Annotated in this window: 20 protein-coding genes; 16 read left to right on the plus strand and 4 right to left on the minus strand. The window is 30.7% G+C overall.

Translation table 11 applies throughout. The features are described from left to right. Positions 1–43: 43 nt before the first annotated feature. On the minus strand, positions 44–1,024 hold the full coding sequence (locus tag SHK09_RS06615) for a CorA family divalent cation transporter (RefSeq protein WP_319809997.1): 981 nt from the start codon (positions 1,022–1,024) through the stop codon (positions 44–46). Positions 1,025–1,102: 78 nt separating this feature from the next. On the opposite strand from SHK09_RS06615, the gene SHK09_RS06620 reads away from it, so the two are divergent. Genes SHK09_RS06620 through ade form a run of 3 tightly spaced genes read left to right on the plus strand, consistent with a single transcriptional unit; the run spans position 1,103 to position 3,694 of the window. Then, complete coding sequence (locus SHK09_RS06620; RefSeq protein WP_319809998.1) at positions 1,103–1,471, plus strand: MmcQ/YjbR family DNA-binding protein; 369 nt, start codon at positions 1,103–1,105, stop codon at positions 1,469–1,471. Position 1,472: 1 nt separating this feature from the next. Beyond that, positions 1,473–2,021 carry a 5-formyltetrahydrofolate cyclo-ligase gene (locus SHK09_RS06625; RefSeq protein WP_319809999.1) on the plus strand — a complete coding sequence of 183 codons (549 nt, stop codon included), beginning with the start codon at positions 1,473–1,475 and terminating at the stop codon, positions 2,019–2,021. Between the two features lie 50 nt (positions 2,022–2,071). After that, positions 2,072–3,694: an adenine deaminase gene (gene ade / locus SHK09_RS06630; protein ID WP_319810000.1), complete on the plus strand. Its 1,623-nt coding sequence runs from the start codon at positions 2,072–2,074 to the stop codon at positions 3,692–3,694. 44 nt (positions 3,695–3,738) lie between these two features. On the opposite strand, the gene SHK09_RS06635 is transcribed toward ade, so the two are convergent. From SHK09_RS06635 to SHK09_RS06645, 3 genes are read right to left on the minus strand one after another with little or no spacing between them, the layout of a single operon-like run. Then, positions 3,739–4,425, minus strand: a complete 687-nt coding sequence (locus SHK09_RS06635) for an RluA family pseudouridine synthase (protein WP_319810001.1) — start codon at positions 4,423–4,425, stop codon at positions 3,739–3,741. Between the two features lie 24 nt (positions 4,426–4,449). Continuing rightward, positions 4,450–5,061 carry a ribosome biogenesis GTP-binding protein YihA/YsxC gene (gene yihA, locus SHK09_RS06640; protein WP_319810002.1) on the minus strand — a complete coding sequence of 204 codons (612 nt, stop codon included), beginning with the start codon at positions 5,059–5,061 and terminating at the stop codon, positions 4,450–4,452. 4 nt (positions 5,062–5,065) lie between these two features. After that, on the minus strand, positions 5,066–5,830 hold the full coding sequence (locus SHK09_RS06645) for an alpha/beta hydrolase (protein WP_319810412.1): 765 nt from the start codon (positions 5,828–5,830) through the stop codon (positions 5,066–5,068). A gap of 207 nt (positions 5,831–6,037) precedes the next feature. On the opposite strand from SHK09_RS06645, the gene SHK09_RS06650 reads away from it, so the two are divergent. The 13 genes from SHK09_RS06650 (at position 6,038) to ftsZ (ending at position 21,473) form a co-directional block, all read left to right on the plus strand. Further along, positions 6,038–6,505, plus strand: a complete 468-nt coding sequence (locus SHK09_RS06650; RefSeq protein WP_319810003.1) for a division/cell wall cluster transcriptional repressor MraZ — start codon at positions 6,038–6,040, stop codon at positions 6,503–6,505. Then, positions 6,492–7,391, plus strand: coding sequence for a 16S rRNA (cytosine(1402)-N(4))-methyltransferase RsmH (gene rsmH / locus SHK09_RS06655; protein WP_319810004.1), 900 nt, complete (start codon positions 6,492–6,494; stop codon positions 7,389–7,391). The genes SHK09_RS06650 and rsmH overlap by 14 nt, the downstream gene beginning before the upstream one ends. A gap of 1 nt (position 7,392) precedes the next feature. After that, positions 7,393–7,722 carry an FtsL-like putative cell division protein gene (locus SHK09_RS06660; protein WP_319810005.1) on the plus strand — a complete coding sequence of 110 codons (330 nt, stop codon included), beginning with the start codon at positions 7,393–7,395 and terminating at the stop codon, positions 7,720–7,722. 56 nt (positions 7,723–7,778) lie between these two features. Next, positions 7,779–9,740 (plus strand): penicillin-binding protein, encoded by a 1,962-nt coding sequence (locus SHK09_RS06665; RefSeq protein WP_319810413.1) that lies wholly within the window; start codon positions 7,779–7,781, stop codon positions 9,738–9,740. A 1-nt stretch (position 9,741) separates the two neighbouring features. Continuing rightward, entirely contained in the window at positions 9,742–11,205 is a 1,464-nt protein-coding gene (locus SHK09_RS06670) for a UDP-N-acetylmuramoyl-L-alanyl-D-glutamate--2,6-diaminopimelate ligase (protein ID WP_319810414.1), read from the plus strand. Positions 11,206–11,210: 5 nt separating this feature from the next. Beyond that, positions 11,211–12,437 (plus strand): phospho-N-acetylmuramoyl-pentapeptide-transferase, encoded by a 1,227-nt coding sequence (gene mraY, locus SHK09_RS06675; protein WP_319810006.1) that lies wholly within the window; start codon positions 11,211–11,213, stop codon positions 12,435–12,437. A 1-nt stretch (position 12,438) separates the two neighbouring features. Then, complete coding sequence (murD, locus tag SHK09_RS06680; RefSeq protein ID WP_319810007.1) at positions 12,439–13,773, plus strand: UDP-N-acetylmuramoyl-L-alanine--D-glutamate ligase; 1,335 nt, start codon at positions 12,439–12,441, stop codon at positions 13,771–13,773. A 28-nt stretch (positions 13,774–13,801) separates the two neighbouring features. After that, complete coding sequence (locus tag SHK09_RS06685) at positions 13,802–14,992, plus strand: FtsW/RodA/SpoVE family cell cycle protein (RefSeq protein ID WP_319810008.1); 1,191 nt, start codon at positions 13,802–13,804, stop codon at positions 14,990–14,992. Beyond that, a complete protein-coding gene (gene murG, locus SHK09_RS06690) occupies positions 14,976–16,070 on the plus strand; it encodes an undecaprenyldiphospho-muramoylpentapeptide beta-N-acetylglucosaminyltransferase (RefSeq protein ID WP_319810009.1) in 1,095 nt (364 codons plus the stop codon). Before SHK09_RS06685 ends, murG begins: the two co-directional genes overlap by 17 nt. Next, positions 16,067–17,419 (plus strand): UDP-N-acetylmuramate--L-alanine ligase, encoded by a 1,353-nt coding sequence (gene murC / locus SHK09_RS06695; protein ID WP_319810010.1) that lies wholly within the window; start codon positions 16,067–16,069, stop codon positions 17,417–17,419. The genes murG and murC overlap by 4 nt, the downstream gene beginning before the upstream one ends. Then, entirely contained in the window at positions 17,409–18,134 is a 726-nt protein-coding gene (locus SHK09_RS06700) for a cell division protein FtsQ (RefSeq protein ID WP_319810011.1), read from the plus strand. The genes murC and SHK09_RS06700 overlap by 11 nt, the downstream gene beginning before the upstream one ends. A 6-nt stretch (positions 18,135–18,140) precedes the next feature. After that, positions 18,141–19,481: a cell division protein FtsA gene (gene ftsA, locus SHK09_RS06705; protein ID WP_319810012.1), complete on the plus strand. Its 1,341-nt coding sequence runs from the start codon at positions 18,141–18,143 to the stop codon at positions 19,479–19,481. 78 nt (positions 19,482–19,559) lie between these two features. Further along, entirely contained in the window at positions 19,560–21,473 is a 1,914-nt protein-coding gene (ftsZ, locus tag SHK09_RS06710) for a cell division protein FtsZ (protein ID WP_319810013.1), read from the plus strand. The last annotated feature ends 79 nt before the right edge of the window (positions 21,474–21,552 follow it).

The raw sequence follows: 21,552 nt of genomic DNA on the forward strand, positions 1-21,552 counted from the left end.
CTATTTTAAATTAGAAAGGGTTTTTATTTAAGGATTTGTTTGGTTAAAACCACCTTTTGCGTTTAAAATACCAAATAGAAATAACAGTAACTAAAACCATAATTCCTAATAAAATAAAGTAACCGTATTTTAATTTTAGCTCTGGTATGTTTTCGAAATTCATACCGTAGATTCCTGCTAAAAAAGTTAACGGAATAAAAATAACAGACAAAATAGTTAAGGTTTTCATTACTTCATTTAAGCGATGTCCTTGTATACTAAATATCAGATTTATTTTACTTTCTAATTCTTGTAATTCAAAATCTATATTAGAAATTAAATTATTAGTTTGTTCTTTTAATTCACTAAAATATTTTACGTCAAAACCATCAATTTCAATCTTTTCTAGCTTTACAACGGTGTCTTTTAAACTCATTGTTGCCTTCTTAAAATTAAATAACTCCTGCTTTCTTTTTTCAACTAAAGAAGTAAATTCTGGTGTTGGTTTTATATGTGTAGAGTTTAGTTTGTGAGCACTTAATTCTGCATTTTCTTCGTACGTATCTTGGTAATTGTCTATAATAGATTCCAATAATAGAAACAATAAGTAATCTGCCCTTTTCTTTCTAACAATACCTTTATTGCCTTCTAAACGCTCTCTAATCCAATTAAAATAATCTCCAGGTTTTTCTTGAATAGACCATAAGAAGTCTGCAGAAACAATAAAAACCATCTGTTCAGAATCTAATTTTTGACTCTCAGTAATTAAAACACGTGTTGTAATAAAAAGTAAGTTATCTAATAAAATAACCTTATTAGGGTGTTCTTCATCGCTTAGTAATTTTATTAAAAAATCGTCTAATTTATTCTGATAAATTACTTTTTTATATTCATTTTGAAACTTTATTCCATAGGTATTTAACCACTCTATAGTATCTGTACCTTGAGATAAGTTTATCTGAGAAACTGCAGCGAAATTTGTTTTTTCGTAAGTTTTAGCAGAATAACTAATGATAGACGTGTTGTCTAAAAAATCATTTTCCATTTAAATATTAATTGTAAATTTGATATATAAAGATACTTTTTAAAATTGTAAAAAAGATACTTTTAAATTGAAGAATTTATGCATGTCGAACAACTAAGAGATTTTTGTATTGCAAAAAAAGGAGTTACAGAGCATTTTCCTTTTGATGATGTGACTTTGGTTTTTAAAGTGATGGGTAAAATGTTTGCACTTACAAGTTTAAATAATTGGGAAAAAGGTGCGGAGGCAATCAATTTAAAATGCGATCCAGATAGAGCAGAAGAATTGCGTGGAGAATTTGAAGGCATTAATCCTGGTTGGCATATGAATAAAAGACTTTGGAATACTGTAACTATTAATTCTAGTGATGTTTTAGATGATTTAGTAAAAGAATTAATAGACCATTCTTATGAATTAGTTATAAGAGGACTCACAAAAAAAATGCAGACAGAGTTAAATAATTTGTAGTATGAAAAAGAATGAACTTAGAGATGCTTATAAGCAAAAAAGAAAAAATTTAACAGCAAATGAAATTGAGAACTTGCAAGAAAATATCTACCAGCAAGTTTATAATTTAGATATTTCTAAAGTTAAAAACGTGCATTTATTTTTAACAATGACAAAGTTTAAAGAGATAGATACAAAGCCTTTAATTACTTATTTTAGAAGCAAAAACAAACAGATAATTGTTAGTAGATGTAATTTTGAAGATAATTCATTATCTCATTTTTATTTTAATGAAACTACTGTTTTAGAGTTGAACAAATATGGAGTTCCAGAGCCTATTAACGCCAAACAAATTAAAGAAGAAGAATTAGATCTTGTTTTTGTGCCAATGTTAATTTCTGATAAAAAAAAATACAGGGTTGGGTATGGTAAGGGATATTATGATCGGTTTTTATCTAAATGCAGAAAAGATGTGAAAATGATAGGTTTAAATTTCTACGAACCTATTTTAGAAATAGAAGACGTTAACGAGTTTGATATTTCTCTAGACGAGGTAATCTATCCTAAATAAACTTTAAAACGTCTTTTTTCTTTGTAAATTTGCTACAAATAATTTTGAAGATGATTGTACAAGGAAATATAGTTGATATACTAAATAAACGAATTTTTAAAGGTGAAGTTGAAGTTAAAAACGGCAAAATTTTTGAAGTTCGAGAAGTAGATCATAATCAAGAAAATTTTATTTTACCTGGTTTTATAGATGCGCACATTCACATAGAAAGTTCTATGTTAGTGCCTTCCGAATTTGCCAAAATAGCAGTAAAGCATGGTACTGTTGCTACGGTCTCAGACCCGCATGAAATAGCAAATGTTTTAGGTGTAAAAGGTGTAGATTTTATGATTGAAAACGGAAAAAAAGTTCCGTTAAAATTTAATTTTGGCGCTCCGAGTTGTGTTCCTGCAACTTCTTTTGAAAGCGCTGGTGCAATTATAAATGCAGATGATATTAAGTTAATGATGGAAAATCCTGACATTAAATATCTTGCAGAAATGATGAATTACCCTGGCGTTTTATTTGATGATGAAGAAGTTTTAGCAAAAATTCAACATGCAAAAAACAACAATAAACCAATTGATGGTCATGCTCCTGGTTTAAGAGGAGATGATGCAACTAAATATATTTCTGCAGGAATTTCTACAGATCATGAATGCTTTACATATGATGAAGCTTTAGAGAAATTGCAAAAAGGAATGAAAGTAATTATTAGAGAAGGAAGTGCGGCAAAAAACTTCGAAGCTTTAATAAAATTGTTGCCAGAACATTTCGAAAATATAATGTTTTGTTCAGATGATAAACACCCAGATGATTTATTGTTAGGGCATATTAACCAACTTTGTGAAAGAGCAGTAGCAAAAGGAGTTGATGTTTTTAAGGTTTTGCAAGCAGCTTGTGTAAACCCAGTTAAACATTATAATTTAGATGTTGGTTTGCTAAATAAAGAAGATGATGCAGATTTTATTTTAGTAGACAGTTTAAAGAATTTTAATGTTTTAGAAACATACATTAACGGAGAGTTAGTTGCTAAAGATGGAGCGTCTTTTGTGAAATCTGTTCCTTTTGAAGTGTTAAATAATTTTGATACGGATAAGAAAAAAATAGAAGACTTTAGATTTGAATCGTCATCAGAAAAAATTAGAGTTATAGAAGCTCTAGATGGAGAGTTAGTAACAAACCAAATAGAGGCAGATGCTTTAATTGTAGATGGTAATTTAGTTTCTAATACAACTTCAGATATTTTAAAAATGACGGTTGTAAATCGTTATAAAAATGACGTTCCTGCAATTGCGTTTATTAAAAACTTCGGATTAAAAGAAGGTGCTATTGCTAGTTCTGTTGGTCATGATTCTCACAATATTATAGCTGTAGGTGTTTCTGATGAAGCAATTTGTAAAGCAGTAAATCTTATTATAGAAAACCGTGGTGGAGTTTGCGCTGTAAATACATCCGAAGAAAAAATAGTTTCTTTACCTGTAGCAGGAATTATGTCTGATTTATCTGCAGAGGAAATAGGTAAATCTTATGCAGAATTAGATAAGATGGCAAAACAAATGGGAAGCAAATTAAGAGCTCCTTATATGAGTTTATCATTTATGGCGCTATTAGTTATTCCTTCTTTAAAATTGTCTGATAAAGGTTTATTTGATGGAAATACCTTTAAGTTTACTTCGTTGGAAATTAACTAAAACTACATTTTAAATCTAGAAGAAGTAGAAGTTAGATTGTGTATTTAGTTACAAGCATCCCAAATAATATCTTTGGGTGTGGGCGCGGTAACTTTTATTTCTTCTTTAGAAACAGGGTGAATAAATTTTATTTTTCGAGCATGTAAACTAATGCTTCCATCTTTATTAGAACGAGGGAAGCCGTATTTTAGATCGCCTTTAATAGCGCTTCCAATGTGAGATAATTGTGTTCTAATTTGGTGGTGTCTGCCTGTTTCTAAATCAATTTCTATTAAAAAATAATTTTCTAATTTTTTAATAACATTATAATGTAGAATTGCGTTTTTACTTCCTTCTATTTCTTTCTTGTAAACAAAAGATTTGTTTTTCTTGGTATCTTTTTTTAAGAAATTTGTTAAAGTATCAGCCGTTTTCTTTGGCGGATTTTTTACAAGTGCCCAATATGTTTTATTAATAGTTTTATCACGTAACATCTTGTTTAAACGCTCTAAAGCTTTAGATGTTCTTGCAAAAATTACAATACCAGATGTTGGTCTGTCTAATCTGTGAACTGTTCCTATAAAAACGTTTCCAGGCTTGCTGTATTTGTCTTTTACGTACTCTTTAATTACATCACTTAAAGGTTTGTCGCCAGTTTTATCACCTTGTGTAATATCACCAGCTCTTTTGTTCACAATAATTATATGATTGTCTTCATATAAAACTTGTAAATTCTCTTTAGTAGATTGCATTATAGGTGCTTAAAAATGAATTTATTATTTGAAATCTTTGGCAACATCTTGGTTTACACCATCTAAAAAATCTAAAAATTCTTTTCTACCTAAACCTGTAGAAGAAGAAGTTAAAAATGATGTAGGTAAGGTTTCCCAATGAAGTAATAATTTCTTTTTGTAAGAAGTTATTTGCTTATTTATTTTAGAGCTTCCTAATTTGTCTGCTTTTGTAAAAACAATACAAAACGGAATTTGATTTTCACCCAAAAACTGCATGAAATCTAAATCTATTTTTTGTGGATCGTGTCTAGAATCTATTAAAACAAAAGTACAAACTAGTTGTTCTCTTTCTTTGAAATAGTTTTCTATAAAATATTGAAAAATTACTCTTTTCTTTTTAGAAACAGATGCATAACCATAACCTGGTAAATCCACTAAAAACCACTCGTCATTTATTTTAAAATGATTTATAAGTTGAGTTTTTCCTGGTTTTCCAGAGATTTTAGCTAAATCTTTGCGCTCCATTAACATATTAATTAATGAAGATTTACCAACATTAGAGCGTCCTATAAAAGCGTATTCTGGTATTCTATCTTTTGGTGCATTTATAACATTACTGTTACTCATTACAAATTCTGCAGACTTAATTTTCATTCTATTATATATTTCTGTCGGCAAGCCATTTATGAAGAATTGTGTTAAATTCTTTTGGTCTTTCCATCATTGCAGCATGTCCGCATTTATCAATCCAAAATAAATCTGAATCGGGTAAAAGTTTATGAAAATCTTCAGCAACTTCTGGCGGAGTAACAACATCTTGTTTTCCCCAGATTAAACATGTTGGCTGTTTCATTTCTGGCAAATCATTTGCCATATTATGTCTAATAGCACTTTTAGCAATTGCTAAAGTTCTAATAACAGAGCTTCTATCGTTTACAATTTTAAAAACATCATCTACCATTTCTTTTGTTCCAATTGCTGGATCGTAAAAAACGCCTTTTGTTTTCTCTTCTATATACTCATAGTTTCCTCTTTTAGGAAAACTATCTCCCATTGCTTTTTCATATAAACCAGAACTTCCTGTTAAAACAAGAGCATTCACACTTTCTTGGTGGTGCTTTGTAAAATACAAACCAATATGACCTCCTAAAGAGTTTCCAAGTAAAATAGCATTGTCTATTTTTTTAAACTCCATAAATTCTTTTAAAAAATCTGCTAAGTTTTTAACATTGGTTTTTAAAAGTGGAAGCGAGTATAATGGTAATTCTGGAATTAGGACTTTATAGCCATTATTAGAGAAGTGGTTAAATGTGTCGCCAAAATTACTTAGCGCCCCCATTAGTCCATGTAAAACTATAATAGCAGGTCCTTCTCCTGCTTCTGCATATGTAAATTTCCCTTCGGTTTTTAACTGGTCAGTCATCATTCAATTCGTTTTACTTAAACGCAAATGTAATTCTTTTTTATAACATAAATATCGTTTTCGTAATTCGCTCTGTTTCAATTTTTAAGGTTGTTTTGCTCTCTTTTTGGCTTAAAAAAGTTATAACTTATTAACAATGTGGTAAAAAGTGGTAAAAAGTGGTAAAATTTATATATTTTTGATATCTATTAAAACAACTATTTATTTGTGATAAATCTAATTGGTACATATGAATGTAAAGCAGATGCTAAAGGTAGGGTGATGTTCTCATCTGCCCTTAAGAAGCAGTTGCAACCAATTTTAAATGAGGGTTTTGTCATAAAAAGAGCAGTTTTTCAACCTTGCTTAGAATTGTATTCTATGGAAGAATGGAGTTTAATGATGAATAAGCTTAACAAGCTTAACAAGTTTGTTAAAAAGAATAATGATTTTATTAGAAGGTTTACAGCAGGTGTAAAGATAGTTGAATTTGATGCTGCTGGTAGAGTTTTAATTCCTAAAGATTTATGTGATTTTGCAGGAATTAAAAAACAAGTTGTTTTGTCTTCAGCTGTTAATATTATAGAAATCTGGGACAAAGACAATTATGAAAAAGCAATTGATGACGCTGCTTTAGATTTTGCAGATTTAGCTGAAGAAGTAATGGGAAATACAGAATTCGATGAATTATCATAGTCCGGTTTTATTAAAAGAGAGTGTAGATGCGTTAGCTATTAAAGCTGATGGTATTTATGTAGATGTAACATTTGGTGGTGGAGGGCACTCGAGAGAAATTTTGAGTAGACTTGGAGATAACGGACGTTTGTTTGGTTTTGATCAAGATCCAGATGCTTTAGAGAATGTAATCGACGATCCTCGTTTTACACTAATTCCAGAGAACTTTAGATATATCTCGAGATTTTTAAGGTTTCATGGTGTTAAAAAAGTAGACGGTGTTTTGGCAGATTTAGGAGTTTCATCTCATCAATTTGACGAAGCAGAAAGAGGTTTTTCTATTCGTTTTGATGGTGATTTGGATATGAGAATGAATCAGAAATCTAAAATTTCCGCGAAACAAATTATCAGTAATTATTCTGAAGAAAAATTAGCAGAGATTTTGTTTTTATATGGGGAATTAAGAAACTCTAGAAATATAGCAAAAACAATTGTTGAAAAAAGGCAAGAGGAAAAAATTGAAACTAGTTTTCAGTTAAAGGAGGTTTTAAAGAAGTATTTGCCAAACGCAAAAGAACATAAGATTTTAGCTCAAATATTTCAAGCAATTAGAATTGAAGTAAATGAGGAGTTGGATGTTTTGAAAGAATTCTTAGAACAGATGCCAAATTTATTAAAAGAAGAAGGTAGGTTGAGTGTAATCTCATATCATTCTTTAGAAGATAGATTGGTAAAGAGGTTTATAAGAATGGGTATGTTTAGTGGAGAACCAGAAAAGGATGTTTTTGGAAATATAGACGTTCCTATGCAGAAAGTAGGGAAATTAATAATACCTACCCAAGAAGAAATTAATATAAATAATAGAGCACGTAGTGCTAAATTAAGAATTGCAACTCTAAGTAAGTAAGATGTCTAAAATTAAAAAAAGTGTATATGGTTTTCTGAGAGGAAGTTTCCTTACAGATGAATCTGCTTTTAATAATTGGCGTATTATCATTTTTGTAGTTGGTTTGCTTTTAATAATGATTTCAAGTTCACATAAAGCAGATAAGAAAGTAATAAAAATCTCTGAATTAAATAAATTAAAAAGAGAATTAAGAGCCGAGTACGTAGATACTGGTACTATTTTGATGAGAATGAAAATGGAATCTAGTATTAGAGAAAAGGCAAAACATAGAGGGTTAATGCCTTCGCAAACCCCTCCAAAGAAAATAAAAGTAACTTATAAAAACGAATAAAATTGGCAACTCACAAAAAAAGCATTCTTACTAAATTCTACTTGGTAGCTGCTTTTATGACTTTGTTTTTGTTGGCTATTATTTTTAGAGTTATCAATCTTCAATATGTTCAAGGAGATGAATATAGAAAATTAGCAACAGAACTTACGGTAAGACAAGATACTATTTACGCAAACAAAGGAAACGTGTATGCTGCAGATGGTAATTTGTTGGCTACTTCAATGTCTAAATTCAATATTTTTATGGATCTAGTTACTGTAGATAGCGAGGTTTTCGAAGAGAATATTGTTGGTTTGTCTAATGAGTTGTCTGAGATGTTAGGGCATTCATCAGTTTATTATCAAAAAAGATTAAGAGCTGCAAAAAATAAAAAAAGAAGATATTTTTTAATTACCAGAAACATTGGTTATACAGATTATTTAAGAATGAGGAAGTTCCCAATTTTTAATTTGGGAGTTTATAGAGGAGGTTTTATAGCGAAACATAGAACAGAACGTGCGCATCCTATTGGTAAAATAGCAGAAAGAACTATTGGTTATGATGATTATAGAGGTGAGGCAGGAATTGAAGGTGCGTTTGCAGATTATATGCAAGGTGAAAATGGATTAAGATGGGAGCAGAAAATCGCGAAAAATCAATGGAAACCAATTACAGATTTTAATGAGAAAGAGCCAATCGATGGTCATGATATTATTACTACAATCGATGTAAATATTCAAGATATTACACATCATGCGTTGTTAAGAAAGTTAGAATACTTTGAAGCAGATCATGGTTGTGCTGTTGTTATGGAAACTGCAACGGGAGAGATTAAAGCAATTTCTAATTTAGGTAGAACTAAAAAAGGGAAGTACTACGAAAAAAGAAATTATGCGGTTTGGGAAAGTCACGAACCAGGTTCTACATTTAAATTGGCAAGTTTAATGGCGGCTTTAGATGATAAGAAAATTGATACGTCTACTGTTGTAGATACAGAAAAGGGTAGAATTTATATTCATGGTTCTAAGGTAGAAGATTCTCATAGAGGTGGTTATGGTAAAATTTCTGCAGCAAGAGTTTTTGAAGTTTCTTCTAATGTTGGTATTGTAAAGATTATAAAAAAACATTACGATAAGCAGCCAGAAAAATTTATAGAGAAATTAGAGTCTTACGGATTTACAAAGCCAATTGGTTTTCAAATTAAAGGAGAGGGAAAACCTGTTGTGCCAAAACCTTCTGACAAAAGATGGAATAAAATATCTTTAGAATGGATGTCTTGGGGTTACGGAATTTCTGTTACACCAATGCAAACGTTAATGTTTTACAACGCTGTAGCAAATAATGGTGTAATGGTAAAACCACGTTTTATTAAGGAATTAAGAAGACAAGACAAAACCGAAAAAGTTTTTGAAACTGAGATTTTGAATCCGAAAATAGCTTCTGATGAGACTTTAAGTAAGATTAGAAAAGTGATGGAAAATGTAGTAGTAAGAGGAACGGCTAGAAATATTTATTCTTCAAACTTTTCTATGGCGGGAAAAACAGGAACTGCTAAAAAATATTTACCAAGGCACAAAGATGAAAATGGTAAAACGGTTGCAGCTGGTTATTCGAATAAGCACTATGTAGCTTCTTTTGCAGGTTTTTTTCCAGCAGACAAACCTAAGTATTCTTGTATTGTAGTTATTCATGATCCTAAAAAGGAGAAAGGGTATTATGGTGCTACTGTTGCTGGACCAGTTTTTAAAGAAATTGCTCAGAAAATTTATACGACAACTCCTGTAGATAACCAATCTGTAGAAGATGAAGTTCGATTTGACGAAATAGAGAAAGAATATTCGAAATACGATGATAGGTTAAATAAGAATTATACAGTAGTTCCTAATGTAAGAGGAATGTCTGGTATGGATGCTTTGTCTTTGTTAGAGAATATTGGTTTAAAAGTAAAAGTTTCTGGAGTTGGTAGAGTTGAGTCTCAATCTTTAAAAAAAGGAGAGAAATTAATAAAAGGAAATACAATCACATTAAAATTATCTTAGTCTGAAAAATTTAAAAGACATATTATATAAGGTTTCAATAAATCAAGTTTTTGGTAACACAAACGTTGGTGTAAAAAATATTGTTTTCGATTCTAGAAAAGTTGAAGGTAAAGATGTTTTTATAGCCCTAAAAGGTGTTTCTGTAGATGGACATTTATATATAGATAAAGCAATAAATCTTGGTGCAATTGCAATTGTTTGTGAAGATTTTCCTGTTGTTCAGAAAGAAGGAGTAACATATATTCAAGTTGCTGATGCAAATGTTGCTTTGGCAATTATGGCTGCAAATTTTTATGACAATCCTTCTTCTAAAATTCCATTAGTTGGGGTAACTGGTACAAATGGTAAAACCACTATTGCTTCACTTTTATATCAATTATTTAAAAAAGCAGGTTATAAAGTTGGGTTATTATCAACAGTAAAAATCTTGGTTGATGAAACTGAGTTTAAGGCAACACATACAACACCAGATTCTTTAACGATTAACGGGTATTTAGATAAAATGATTGATGTTGGTGTTGATTACTGTTTTATGGAAGTGAGTTCTCATGGAATTCATCAGAAAAGAACAGAAGGTTTAACTTTTGTTGGCGGAATTTTTACAAACCTATCTCATGATCATTTAGATTACCACGATACGTTTGCAGAATATAGAAATGTAAAAAAACAGTTTTTCGATTCTTTACCAAAAAATGCTTTTGCGTTAACAAATATAGATGATAAGAATGGTGACTTTATGTTGCAAAACACAAAGGCTAAAAAAGTAACCTATGCATTAAAAACAATAGCAGATTTTAAAGTTAAGATTTTAGAAAAACAACTTTCTGGAACTTTAATTTCTGTTGATGGAACAGATGTTTGGACGAAATTAATAGGTGTTTTTAATATTTATAATTTAACTGCAATTATTGCAACTGCAGAATTATTAGGCTTAGAGAAATTAGAGGTTTTAACTATTGTTAGTGAATTAGAGAGCGTAAGCGGGCGTTTTGAATATGTGGTATCAGAAAACGGAATTACAGCAATTGTAGATTATGCGCACACACCAGATGCATTAAAAAATGTATTAGAAACTATTAATGATATTAGAACAGGTAACGAAAAAGTAGTTACAGTTGTTGGTTGTGGTGGTGATAGAGATAAGACGAAAAGACCAAAAATGGCACATATTGCTTCTCAGTTAAGTAATCAGGCAATTTTTACATCAGATAATCCTAGAACAGAAAATGCACAAACTATTTTAGATGAGATGGAAATAGGGGTTTCGCCTGAGAATTATAGAAAAACACTTACGGTTTTAGATAGAAAGCAAGCAATTAAAACAGCATGTAAGTTTTCTGAAGCTGGGGATATTATACTTATTGCTGGTAAAGGGCATGAGAATTATCAAGAAATAAATGGCGTTCGTGCTCATTTTGATGATTTAGAAGAGGTTAAGAATTGTTTTAATCAATTAAAATATTAGTAAGAATGCTGTATTATTTGTTTCAATATTTAGAGAGCCAATTTAATTTTCCAGGAGCTAGTGTGTTTCAATTTATCACATTTAGAGCAGCTGCTGCATTTATTTTGTCGCTATTAATTTCTTCTATCTATGGTAAAAGAATTATTAATTATTTACAGAAATTACAAGTAGGTGAGTCTATTAGAGATCTAGGTTTAGATGGTCAGATTCAGAAAGCAGGTACGCCAACAATGGGCGGAATTATTATTATTCTAGCAACATTAATTCCGGCACTCTTATTGGCTAAATTAGATAATATCTATGTGGTTATTTTAATAATAACAACAGTTTGGATGGGTTTAATTGGTTTTTTAGATGATTATATAAAGGTGTTTAAAAAAGATAAAGCAGGTTTAAAAGGAAGGTTTAAAGTTCTTGGTCAGGTTGGTTTAGGAGTTATTGTAGGTTCTATGCTTTATTTTCATGATGATGTAACAATTAAGGAACAATTGCCTGTTGAGCAGCAAATAGTGCAAGATAGCGGAAGAGTAAAAGTTTTTGGTGAAGCTCATAAATCTACTAAAACTACAGTGCCATTTTTAAAAGATAACGAATTAGATTATACAAAAGCATTAAGTTTTTTGGGTGATGGTTATGAGAAATATGGTTGGGTCGTTTTTATTTTTATTGTTGTTTTTATAGTAACAGGAATTTCTAACGGAGCAAATTTAACAGACGGAATTGATGGTTTAGCCGCAGGTTCGTCCGCAATTATAGTTATAACACTTGCGCTTTTTGCGTGGGTTTCTGGGAATATTATTTTCGCAGATTATTTAGACGTTATGTACATTCCTAATTCAGGAGAAATGACTGTTTTTATACTTGCTTTTGCAGGTGCATTAATTGGTTTTCTTTGGTATAATACATATCCGGCTCAGGTTTTTATGGGAGATACAGGAAGTTTAACAATTGGAGGTATTATAGCTGTTATTGCCATTTCAATTAGAAAAGAATTATTGCTACCAATTTTAGCAGGAATTTTTGTAATCGAAAATTTGTCTGTAATCATGCAGGTTTCTTGGTTTAAATACACTAAAAAGAAATTTGGTGAAGGAAGAAGAGTTTTTAGAATGGCACCATTACATCACCATTATCAGAAATTAAGTTACCACGAAAGTAAGATTGTTGTCCGTTTCTGGATTATAGGAATTCTTTTAGCAGTATTTACAATTGTTACTTTAAAATTAAGATAATTTGAAAAAGTTAGTAATACTTGGCGGTGGAGAAAGTGGTGTTGGTACAGCTATTTTAGGTAAGCAAAAAGGATACGATGTTTTTGTTTCGGACAAAGGAGAAATATCAAAAAAATATAAAGAAGTTCTTTTAAATAGTGAAATTGATTTTGAGGAAAAAAATCATACAGAAAGCAAAATTTTAAATGCAGATGTAGTGATGAAAAGCCCTGGAATACCAGAAACAGTTCCTTTAATTTTAAAATTGAAGGAAAAAGGAATAAAAGTGATTTCTGAAATTGAATTTGCAGCAAAATATACAACTGCAAATATTATAGGAATTACGGGTTCTAATGGTAAAACAACAACAACGTTATTAGCACATCATATTTTAAAAGGTGCTGGTTTTAATGTTGGCGTTGCAGGTAATATTGGCGATAGTTTTGCGCAACAGATTGCAGAAGAAGCGTATGATAATTACGTGTTAGAATTAAGTAGTTTTCAGTTAGATGGAATAGAAGATTTTAATAGTCATATTGCAATTTTAACAAATATTACGCCAGACCATTTAGATAGGTATGAGTATGATTTTGATAAGTATATAGAATCGAAATTTAGAATAACAAAAAATCAAAAAGCAACGGATTATTTAATTTATGATGCAGATGATGAAGCAATAAATAATTGGTTAACAAAGAATAAGACAAAAGCAAAATTAGTACCCTTTTCTATAGAAAAAGAATTAGAATACGGTGCTTTTTTGAAAAACAATAACATTACAATCAACATAAATAAAGATACTTTTAATATGCCTATATCAGCTTTAACAGTAAAAGGAAAACATAACGTTAAGAATGCAATGGCGGCTACAATGGCTGCGCAATTATTAAATGCTAGAAAGCAGGCGATAAAAGAAAGTTTAGAAGATTTTGAAGGTGTAGAGCACCGTTTAGAAAATGTAGGTAAGATAGAAGGTGTAGAGTATATTAATGATTCTAAAGCAACAAACGTAAATGCTACTTTCTATGCTTTAGAATGTATGGATGCGCAAACTGTTTGGATTGTTGGTGGTGTTGATAAAGGGAATGATTATAACGATTTGTTGCCCTTGGTAAGAGAAAAAGTAAAAGCTATTGTTTGTTTAGGTTTAGATAATGATAAAATTAAAAATACGTTTGGTAACGTAGTTGATATTGTTGTTGAAACTGCAGGAGCAGAAGAAGCTGTTAAAGTTGCTCATAAGTTAGCAGAATCTGGAGACTCAGTATTATTGTCGCCAGCTTGTGCAAGTTTCGATTTGTTCGAAAACTATGAAGATAGAGGTCGTCAATTTAAAGCAGCGGTAAGAGACTTATAAAATAATTTAGATAGCAATAATACAAATAATGAAAACCATTTTTGAACATATAAAAGGAGATAAAACCATTTGGGCAATTGTTGCTGCATTGGCAATATTCTCATTTATGCCTGTGTACAGCGCGAGTACAAACTTGGTGTATGTTGTAGGTTCTGGTTCTACATTTGGGTATTTAGTAAAACACATGGTTTTGTTAATTATGGGTTTTGCAATTATTTATGGTGTTCATAAAATACCGTATAGATATTTTTCTGGAGGTTCTGTTTTAATGCTACCAATTGTAATTATTTTGTTGGTATTTACGTTAGCTCAAGGAACTACTATTGGTGGGGCAAATGCAAGTAGGTGGATTCGTATTCCGTTTGTTGGTATTGGTTTTCAGACATCTACATTGGCTGGTTTGGTTTTAATGGTTTTTGTTGCTAGGTATTTAGCTAGAAATAAGGAAAAAGAAATTAAATTTAAAGAAAGTTTATTGCAGCTTTGGTTACCAGTAAGCTTGGTTTTAATTTTAATTCTACCAGCAAATTTTTCTACAACAGCAATCATTTTTGTAATGATTTTAGTTGTTGCTTTTGTTGGAGGTTATCCGTTAAAATATATTGGTTTTATACTAGGAGCAGGAATTCTTTTATTATCATTCTTTGTTTTAATAGCAAAAGCTTTTCCAGATGCAATGCCAAATAGAGTGCAGACTTGGCAAAGTAGAATAGAGAGTTTTTCTAGTGAAGAAGGTAAAGAAGCATATCAAGTAGAAAAAGCAAAAATAGCAATAGCAACAGGAGGACCTCTAGGAGTTGGTCCTGGGAAAAGTGTTCAGAAGAACTTTTTACCACAATCATCATCCGATTTTATCTACGCAATTATTGTAGAAGAGTATGGTCTTTTAGGTGCAATTGCAATTGTGTTTGTATATTTTTTATTGCTTTTTAGAGTGTTTGTTGTATTAAAAAAAACGACAACAATTTTTGGAACATTGTTAGTAATTGGTGTTGGCTTGCCTATTATTTTTCAGGCAACTATAAACATGGCAGTTGCTACTAATTTGTTTCCTGTTACAGGGCAAACTTTACCATTAATAAGTAGTGGTGGTACTTCTATTTGGATGACGTGTTTTGCGCTTGGAATGATTTTAAGTGTAAGTGCATCAAAAGAAGAAACAGAAGAAGATATTTTAGATGATAATCCTTTAGATATTTTACATGAAACAATCGATTAACATATTAATTTCTGGTGGCGGAACTGGCGGACATATTTATCCTGCAATAGCAATTGCAAATGAATTAAAGTCGCGTTTTCCTGATGCTAAATTCCTTTTTATTGGTGCAAAAGATAAAATGGAAATGGAGAAGGTACCACAAGCAGGTTATAAAATTAAAGGATTGTGGATTTCTGGAATTCAAAGAAAGTTAACGGTAGACAATTTGTCGTTTCCTTTTAAAATGATGAGTAGTTTATGGGGAGCATCAAAAATTATTAAAAATTTTAAGCCAGATGTTGCTATTGGTACAGGAGGTTTCGCAAGCGGGCCAACTTTAATAATGGCAGGTAGAAAAGGAATTCCTACATTAATTCAAGAGCAAAATTCTTACCCAGGAATTACAAATAAGTTATTAAGTAAAAAGGCGAAAAAGATTTGTGTTGCGTACGATAATTTAGAACGCTTTTTTCCTTTAGATAAAATTATTAAAACAGGAAACCCTGTTCGTCAAGATTTATTGTCTATAGATTCTAAAAGAGACGAAGGGCAATCTTTTTTTAAGTTAGATAATGCCCAAAAAACTGTTTTTGTTTTAGGCGGAAGTTTAGGTGCGAGAAAAATAAATGAATTAGTAGAAAGTAATTTAGACTTCTTTAAAAATCAAGGAATTCAGGTTGTTTGGCAATGTGGAAAATTATATTTTGAAGAATATAAAAAATACAATGAATTAGCACATGTACAAGTGCATCAATTTATTAATAGAATGGATTTTGGTTATGCTGCTGCAGATATAATTATTTCTAGAGCAGGCGCAAGTTCGGTTTCAGAATTGTGTATTGTTGGTAAGCCAGTTGTGTTTGTGCCTTCGCCAAACGTTGCAGAAGATCATCAAACAAAAAATGCAAAATCTGTGGTAGATAAAGATGCCGCTTTAATGATAAAAGAAAGTGATTTAGATCGCTTTTCTATGGTGTTTAAATCGTTGTTAAAAGATGTTGAAAAGCAACGTATTTTATCAGAAAACATAAAAAAATTAGCTTTACCAAGTGCAACAAAAGATATTGTTGACGAAGTTGAAAAATTATTAAAAAAGTGAATTTAAAAAAAATACATAACGTTTATTTTGTCGGAATTGGTGGCATAGGAATGAGTGCAATAGCTCGTTACTTTGCTGCGAATGGAAAAAATGTGTCTGGTTATGATAAAACACCATCACAAATTACAACAGATTTAATTGACTTAGGTGTAGGGGTTCATTTTGAGGATGAGATAAAGAATATTCCTATCTCATTTTTGAACAAAGAAAAAACATTGGTGGTTTTTACGCCAGCAATACCAAAAAACCATACAGAATATAATTATTTTATAGATAATAAATTTACGGTTTTAAAAAGAGCTGAAATTTTAGGTAAAATTACGGAAACAACATTCTGTTTAGGTGTAGCAGGAACACATGGTAAAACTACTACTTCTTCTATTTTAGGCCATATTATGGCAGAAGTAAAAGCAACTTCTTTTTTAGGTGGAATTGCAGAGAATTACAATTCTAATTTAATTTTAGGAGAAGATAAAATAAGTGTTGTAGAAGCAGATGAATTCGATCGTTCTTTTTTACAGTTAAGTCCTAATATTGCTTGTGTAACGTCTATGGATGCAGATCATTTAGATATTTATGAAAACCCAGAAGCATTAACAGAATCTTTTATAGAATTTTCTAATAAAGTGACAGATACTTTAATTGTTGCGAAAGGATTGCCTTTAAAAGGACTAACGTATTCAATTAATGAAGCGTCAGATTATAAAGCTTTTAATATAAAAATAGCAAACGGAACCTATATTTTTGATGTTAAAACACCTTCATCAGAAATAAAAAATATTACATTTCATTTACCAGGGCAACACAATGTTATGAATGCTTTAGCTGCTTTGGCGATGGCAGATGTTTATGGAATATCATTAGAAAACATTAAAGAAAGTTTGGCAACTTTTAAAGGTGTAAAACGTAGATTTACGTATAAAATTAAAACAGAAAATTTTGTTTTAATTGATGATTATGCACATCATCCAACAGAAATAAATGCTGTAGAAAAGTCGGTTAGAGAAATGTACCCAAATCAAGAGATTTTGGTTGTTTTTCAACCTCATTTATTCTCGAGAACAAGAGATTTTGTAGGTGATTTTGCCGCTGCGTTAACTAAGTTTAATGAGGTTATCTTATTAGATATTTATCCGGCAAGAGAAGTGCCAATTTCTGGGGTAGATTCTAATTGGTTACTGAGTAAAATAGAAAATACGCAGAAAAAATTGTCTAAAAAAAATAATTTAGTAAAAGATATTAAAAATTCGTCTGCAAAAGTGGTGGTTATGTTAGGTGCAGGAGACATTGGAGTAACAATAAATGAGGTAACAAAAGAACTTTTAAAAGAACTGTTAGATGAAGTTTAAAAGAATTTTAAAATATCTGTTGTTTGTTGTTCTGGTTGGGTTTTTAGGCTTTTTATATAGCTTTACTTCAGTTAGAAATGAACAAAAAAAAGTATCTAAAATTGAAGTAAAATTCGAAGAAGGAAACAATAATTTCTTAACACATTCTATGGTTAATAAATTGTTAATACAAAATAACAAAACAGTTAGAAACCAAGCAAAATCTGTAATAGATTTATACAAATTAGAGAATAACGTATCTAAAAACCCTTATGTTGAAAAAGCAGCTGTTTTTTTAACCATTGGAGGTGTGTTAAAATCTACCATAAAACAGCGTACACCTGTTGCAAGAATTATTTCTAGTAAAGATTCTTATTATGTAGATAAGCAAGGTATAGTTATACCCTTATCAACTAATTATTCTGCAAGAGTATTGTTGGTTTCTGGGGTTGATACAGATAAAGATATTCAGGTAATTTTACCTTTAATATCTTATATTTTAAATGATGATTTTTTACAGAAAGAAATTGTTGGAATAATGAAATCTGATGTTAATGCGTATGAGTTTTCCGTAAGAAGTGGAGATTATAAAATAGACTTCGGAAAATTAAGTGCGATGGAAATGAAATTTAATAAGTTAAAAGCGTTTTATAATACCACGTATAAAGATAAGACAATACAAGAGTATAAAACGATTACATTAAAATATCACAACCAAGTTGTGTGCACAAAATAAATCAAAATGGAAAACAATAAAATAGCTGTTGGTTTAGATATTGGTACAACCAAAATTGTTGCCATGATTGGTCGTAAAAACGAATATGACAAAATAGAAGTTGTTGGTATTGGTAAAGCGAAAAGTTTAGGCGTAAAACGTGGTGTTGTAAGTAATATTACACAAACAATACAGTCGATTCAACAAGCGGTAGATGAGGCAGAAAGTGTTTCTGGTCTTAAGATAGAAGAAGTTGTTGTTGGTATTGCTGGTCAGCATATTAGAAGTTTACATCATTCAGATTATATTACAAGAAATAATGCAGACGAAGTTATAGACGATACGGATATAGAGAATTTAGTAAACCAAGTTCATAAATTGGTAATGTTACCAGGAGAAGAGATTATTCATGTTTTACCACAAGAATATAAAGTAGATTCTCAGTCTGATATTAAAGAACCAATAGGAATGTATGGTGGTCGTTTAGAAGCGAATTTTCATGTTGTTGTTGGGCAAGTTTCATCTATTAGAAATATAGGACGTTGTGTTAAAAGTGCAGGTTTAGATTTAAGTGATATTACTTTAGAGCCTTTAGCTTCTGCATCTGCAGTTTTAAGTTTAGAAGAAAAAGAAGCAGGTGTTGCTTTAATTGATATTGGAGGTGGAACAACCGATTTAGCTATTTTTAAAGACGGAATTATTAGACACACAGCTGTAATTCCTTTTGGAGGAAATGTTATTACAGATGATATAAAAGAAGGCTGTTCTATTATAGAAAAGCAAGCAGAATTATTAAAGATTAAATTCGGTTCTGCGTGGCCTGGTGAGAATAAAGAAACAGAAATTGTTTCGATTCCTGGTTTAAGAGGAAGAGAACCAAAGGAAATTACATTAAAGAATTTATCTAAAATTATACATGCAAGAGTTCAGGAAATTATAGAACATGTGTATTTAGAGATAAAAAATTATGGACACGAAACTGCAAAGGGTAAATTAATTGCAGGAATTGTATTAACAGGTGGTGGTGCACAATTAAAGCATTTAAGACAGTTGGTAGAATATATAACTGGTATGGATGCTAGAATTGGTTTTCCTAATGAACATTTAGCCGGCGATTCAGATGATGCTTTATCTAGCCCGTCTTATGCAACAGCAGTTGGTTTGTTAATGGAAGGTTTAAATAAAGATTTTAAGGAGGAAGAAGTTATTGAAGAAATTATCGAAGAAACTATAAATCCTATAGAACAGGAAATAGAAGAAGTTGCTCCAATTGAAGAAGAGAAACCAAAACCAAAGCCTAAAAAGAAAAGATCTTTTTTCGAAAAGTTTACAGAAAGTCTAAAAGATTTTTTAGACAACGCAGAATAAAATAAATTGATAGTTTTTAGTTAAGGAGCTAAAGAGTAAAGAAAAAAATAAAATATTAAAATATAATAGCACGTTATTATGAGCACAGAATTTGATAACATTTCATTTGACATGCCAAAAACACAATCTAATACCATAAAAGTAATTGGTGTTGGTGGTGGAGGAAGCAATGCAGTAAATCACATGTACACGCAACAAATTAGAGGTGTAGACTTCGTAATTTGTAATACAGATGCGCAAGCATTAGAAAATAGCCCAGTTCCTAATAAAATACAATTAGGAGTTAGCTTAACATCTGGTTTGGGTGCAGGTGCAAACCCAGAAGTAGGAGCGCAAGCAGCTAAAGAAAGCATGCAAGAAATTCAGCAAATGTTAAATACCCAGACAAAAATGGTATTTATAACTGCAGGAATGGGTGGAGGAACAGGAACAGGAGCAGCGCCAATTATAGCAAAAATTGCTAAAGATATGGACGTTCTTACTGTTGGTATTGTAACAATGCCATTTGCTTTTGAAGGGAGAAGACGTGCATCACAAGCACAATTAGGAATTGATCAATTACGTCAGAATGTAGATTCTTTAATTGTAATTAATAACAATAAACTTCGTGAAGTTTATGGAAACCTTGGTTTTAAAGCTGGTTTCTCTAAAGCAGATGAGGTTTTATCTACAGCTTCTCGTGGTATTGCAGAGGTAATTACGCATCATTATAAACAAAATATTGATTTACATGATGCTAAAACAGTACTTTCTAATAGTGGAACAGCAATTATGGGTTCTGCAAAAGAAGAAGGTAAAGACAGAGCTAAAACAGCAATTGTAAAAGCATTAGATTCTCCATTATTAAACGATAATAAGATTACTGGAGCAAAGAACGTATTATTGTTAATTGTTTCTGGTACTAATGAAGTTACTTTAGATGAAATAGGTGAGATTAACGATTATATACAAGATGAAGCTGGTTATGACGCCAATATTATAATGGGTGTTGGTGAAGATGAAGAATTAGGAGATTCTATAGCTGTAACTATTGTAGCTACAGGTTTTGCAAAAGATCAACAAAGTACAATTACAAATACAGAAGTTAAGAAAATTGTTCATACATTAGAAGATGAACAAAAAGCAACATATAATTTTGGTGAGAAAACAATATCTAAATCACCAACTTTAGATCAGCCAATTTCTAATACATCAAATCAAAAGATAGTACATACTTTAGAAGAAGACGTAATTGTAGAAGTTATTAAACCTTCTACGCCTAAAATGGCTATGGATTTAATACCTACTTCAGAAATTATAGCTAATATGCCTGTTGCATATGATGAAATTTCTTTAGATATTCTTTCTGATGAAGATTTTATTATTACAGATGCTACACCAGTTGTAGAGGAAGTTAAGAAAGAAGAGCCACAACAAATACAAGCAGACTTATTATTTGATTTACCTTTAAATACTGCTACAGAAGCTAAAGAAGAAGAAATTAAATTTAGCTTAAACGAAGAAGTTGCTGTAAATGAAATTGAAGTTTTTGAAGCAGAAGAAATTGTTTTCGAAACAAAAGTTAAAGAAACGCGTTACGTTTTAGAAGATTTTGATGCAAAACCAACAATTGGCAAAAGTTCTCATATTATAGCTAAGGAAACTGCTGTAGAAGAAGAAGAAATTAAATTCGAATTAAAAACGGCAACACCAGAAACACAAAATAGAACGGTAACTTCTAACGAAGAAGTTTCTCCTTTAGATTTAACAATTTCTGAGTTACAAAAAAGAGCAGAAGAAAGACGTCAGAAAATGAAAGGTTTCAACTATAAATTCAATGATCAATTGAATAAGAATATAGATGAAATAGAACGTCAACCAGCATATAAAAGACAAGGTTTAGATTTAAATGTAAATGCACCAATTAGTAGATCTAAAACAGCAATAAATACAGATGATAATTCTGTGGATTTTAAATCTAATAACTCGTTTTTACACGATAATGTAGATTAAGCAACGTTATATATTAAAATAAAATCCGCATCTAAATAATTTTAGATGCGGATTTTTCTATTTACAATTCATCTTTTTT

The sequence above is a fragment of the Polaribacter sp. PL03 genome (assembly GCF_033875165.1).
In the GTDB taxonomy this organism is placed as follows: Bacteria; Bacteroidota; Bacteroidia; order Flavobacteriales; family Flavobacteriaceae; genus Polaribacter.

Coding starts and splice junctions, on each gene's coding strand:
- SHK09_RS06665 (WP_319810413.1), top strand. CDS start 7,779: ATGACTTTGTTTTTGTTGGCTATTATTTTTAGAGTTATCAATCTTCAA.
- yihA (WP_319810002.1), bottom strand. CDS start 5,061: ATGAAAATTAAGTCTGCAGAATTTGTAATGAGTAACAGTAATGTTATA.
- SHK09_RS06700 (WP_319810011.1), top strand. CDS start 17,409: ATGAAGTTTAAAAGAATTTTAAAATATCTGTTGTTTGTTGTTCTGGTT.
- rsmH (WP_319810004.1), top strand. CDS start 6,492: ATGAATTATCATAGTCCGGTTTTATTAAAAGAGAGTGTAGATGCGTTA.
- SHK09_RS06615 (WP_319809997.1), bottom strand. CDS start 1,024: ATGGAAAATGATTTTTTAGACAACACGTCTATCATTAGTTATTCTGCT.
- SHK09_RS06625 (WP_319809999.1), top strand. CDS start 1,473: ATGAAAAAGAATGAACTTAGAGATGCTTATAAGCAAAAAAGAAAAAAT.
- ftsA (WP_319810012.1), top strand. CDS start 18,141: ATGGAAAACAATAAAATAGCTGTTGGTTTAGATATTGGTACAACCAAA.
- SHK09_RS06620 (WP_319809998.1), top strand. CDS start 1,103: ATGCATGTCGAACAACTAAGAGATTTTTGTATTGCAAAAAAAGGAGTT.
- SHK09_RS06635 (WP_319810001.1), bottom strand. CDS start 4,425: ATGCAATCTACTAAAGAGAATTTACAAGTTTTATATGAAGACAATCAT.
- SHK09_RS06685 (WP_319810008.1), top strand. CDS start 13,802: ATGAAAACCATTTTTGAACATATAAAAGGAGATAAAACCATTTGGGCA.
- ftsZ (WP_319810013.1), top strand. CDS start 19,560: ATGAGCACAGAATTTGATAACATTTCATTTGACATGCCAAAAACACAA.
- murG (WP_319810009.1), top strand. CDS start 14,976: ATGAAACAATCGATTAACATATTAATTTCTGGTGGCGGAACTGGCGGA.
- ade (WP_319810000.1), top strand. CDS start 2,072: ATGATTGTACAAGGAAATATAGTTGATATACTAAATAAACGAATTTTT.
- SHK09_RS06645 (WP_319810412.1), bottom strand. CDS start 5,830: ATGACTGACCAGTTAAAAACCGAAGGGAAATTTACATATGCAGAAGCA.
- mraY (WP_319810006.1), top strand. CDS start 11,211: ATGCTGTATTATTTGTTTCAATATTTAGAGAGCCAATTTAATTTTCCA.
- SHK09_RS06660 (WP_319810005.1), top strand. CDS start 7,393: ATGTCTAAAATTAAAAAAAGTGTATATGGTTTTCTGAGAGGAAGTTTC.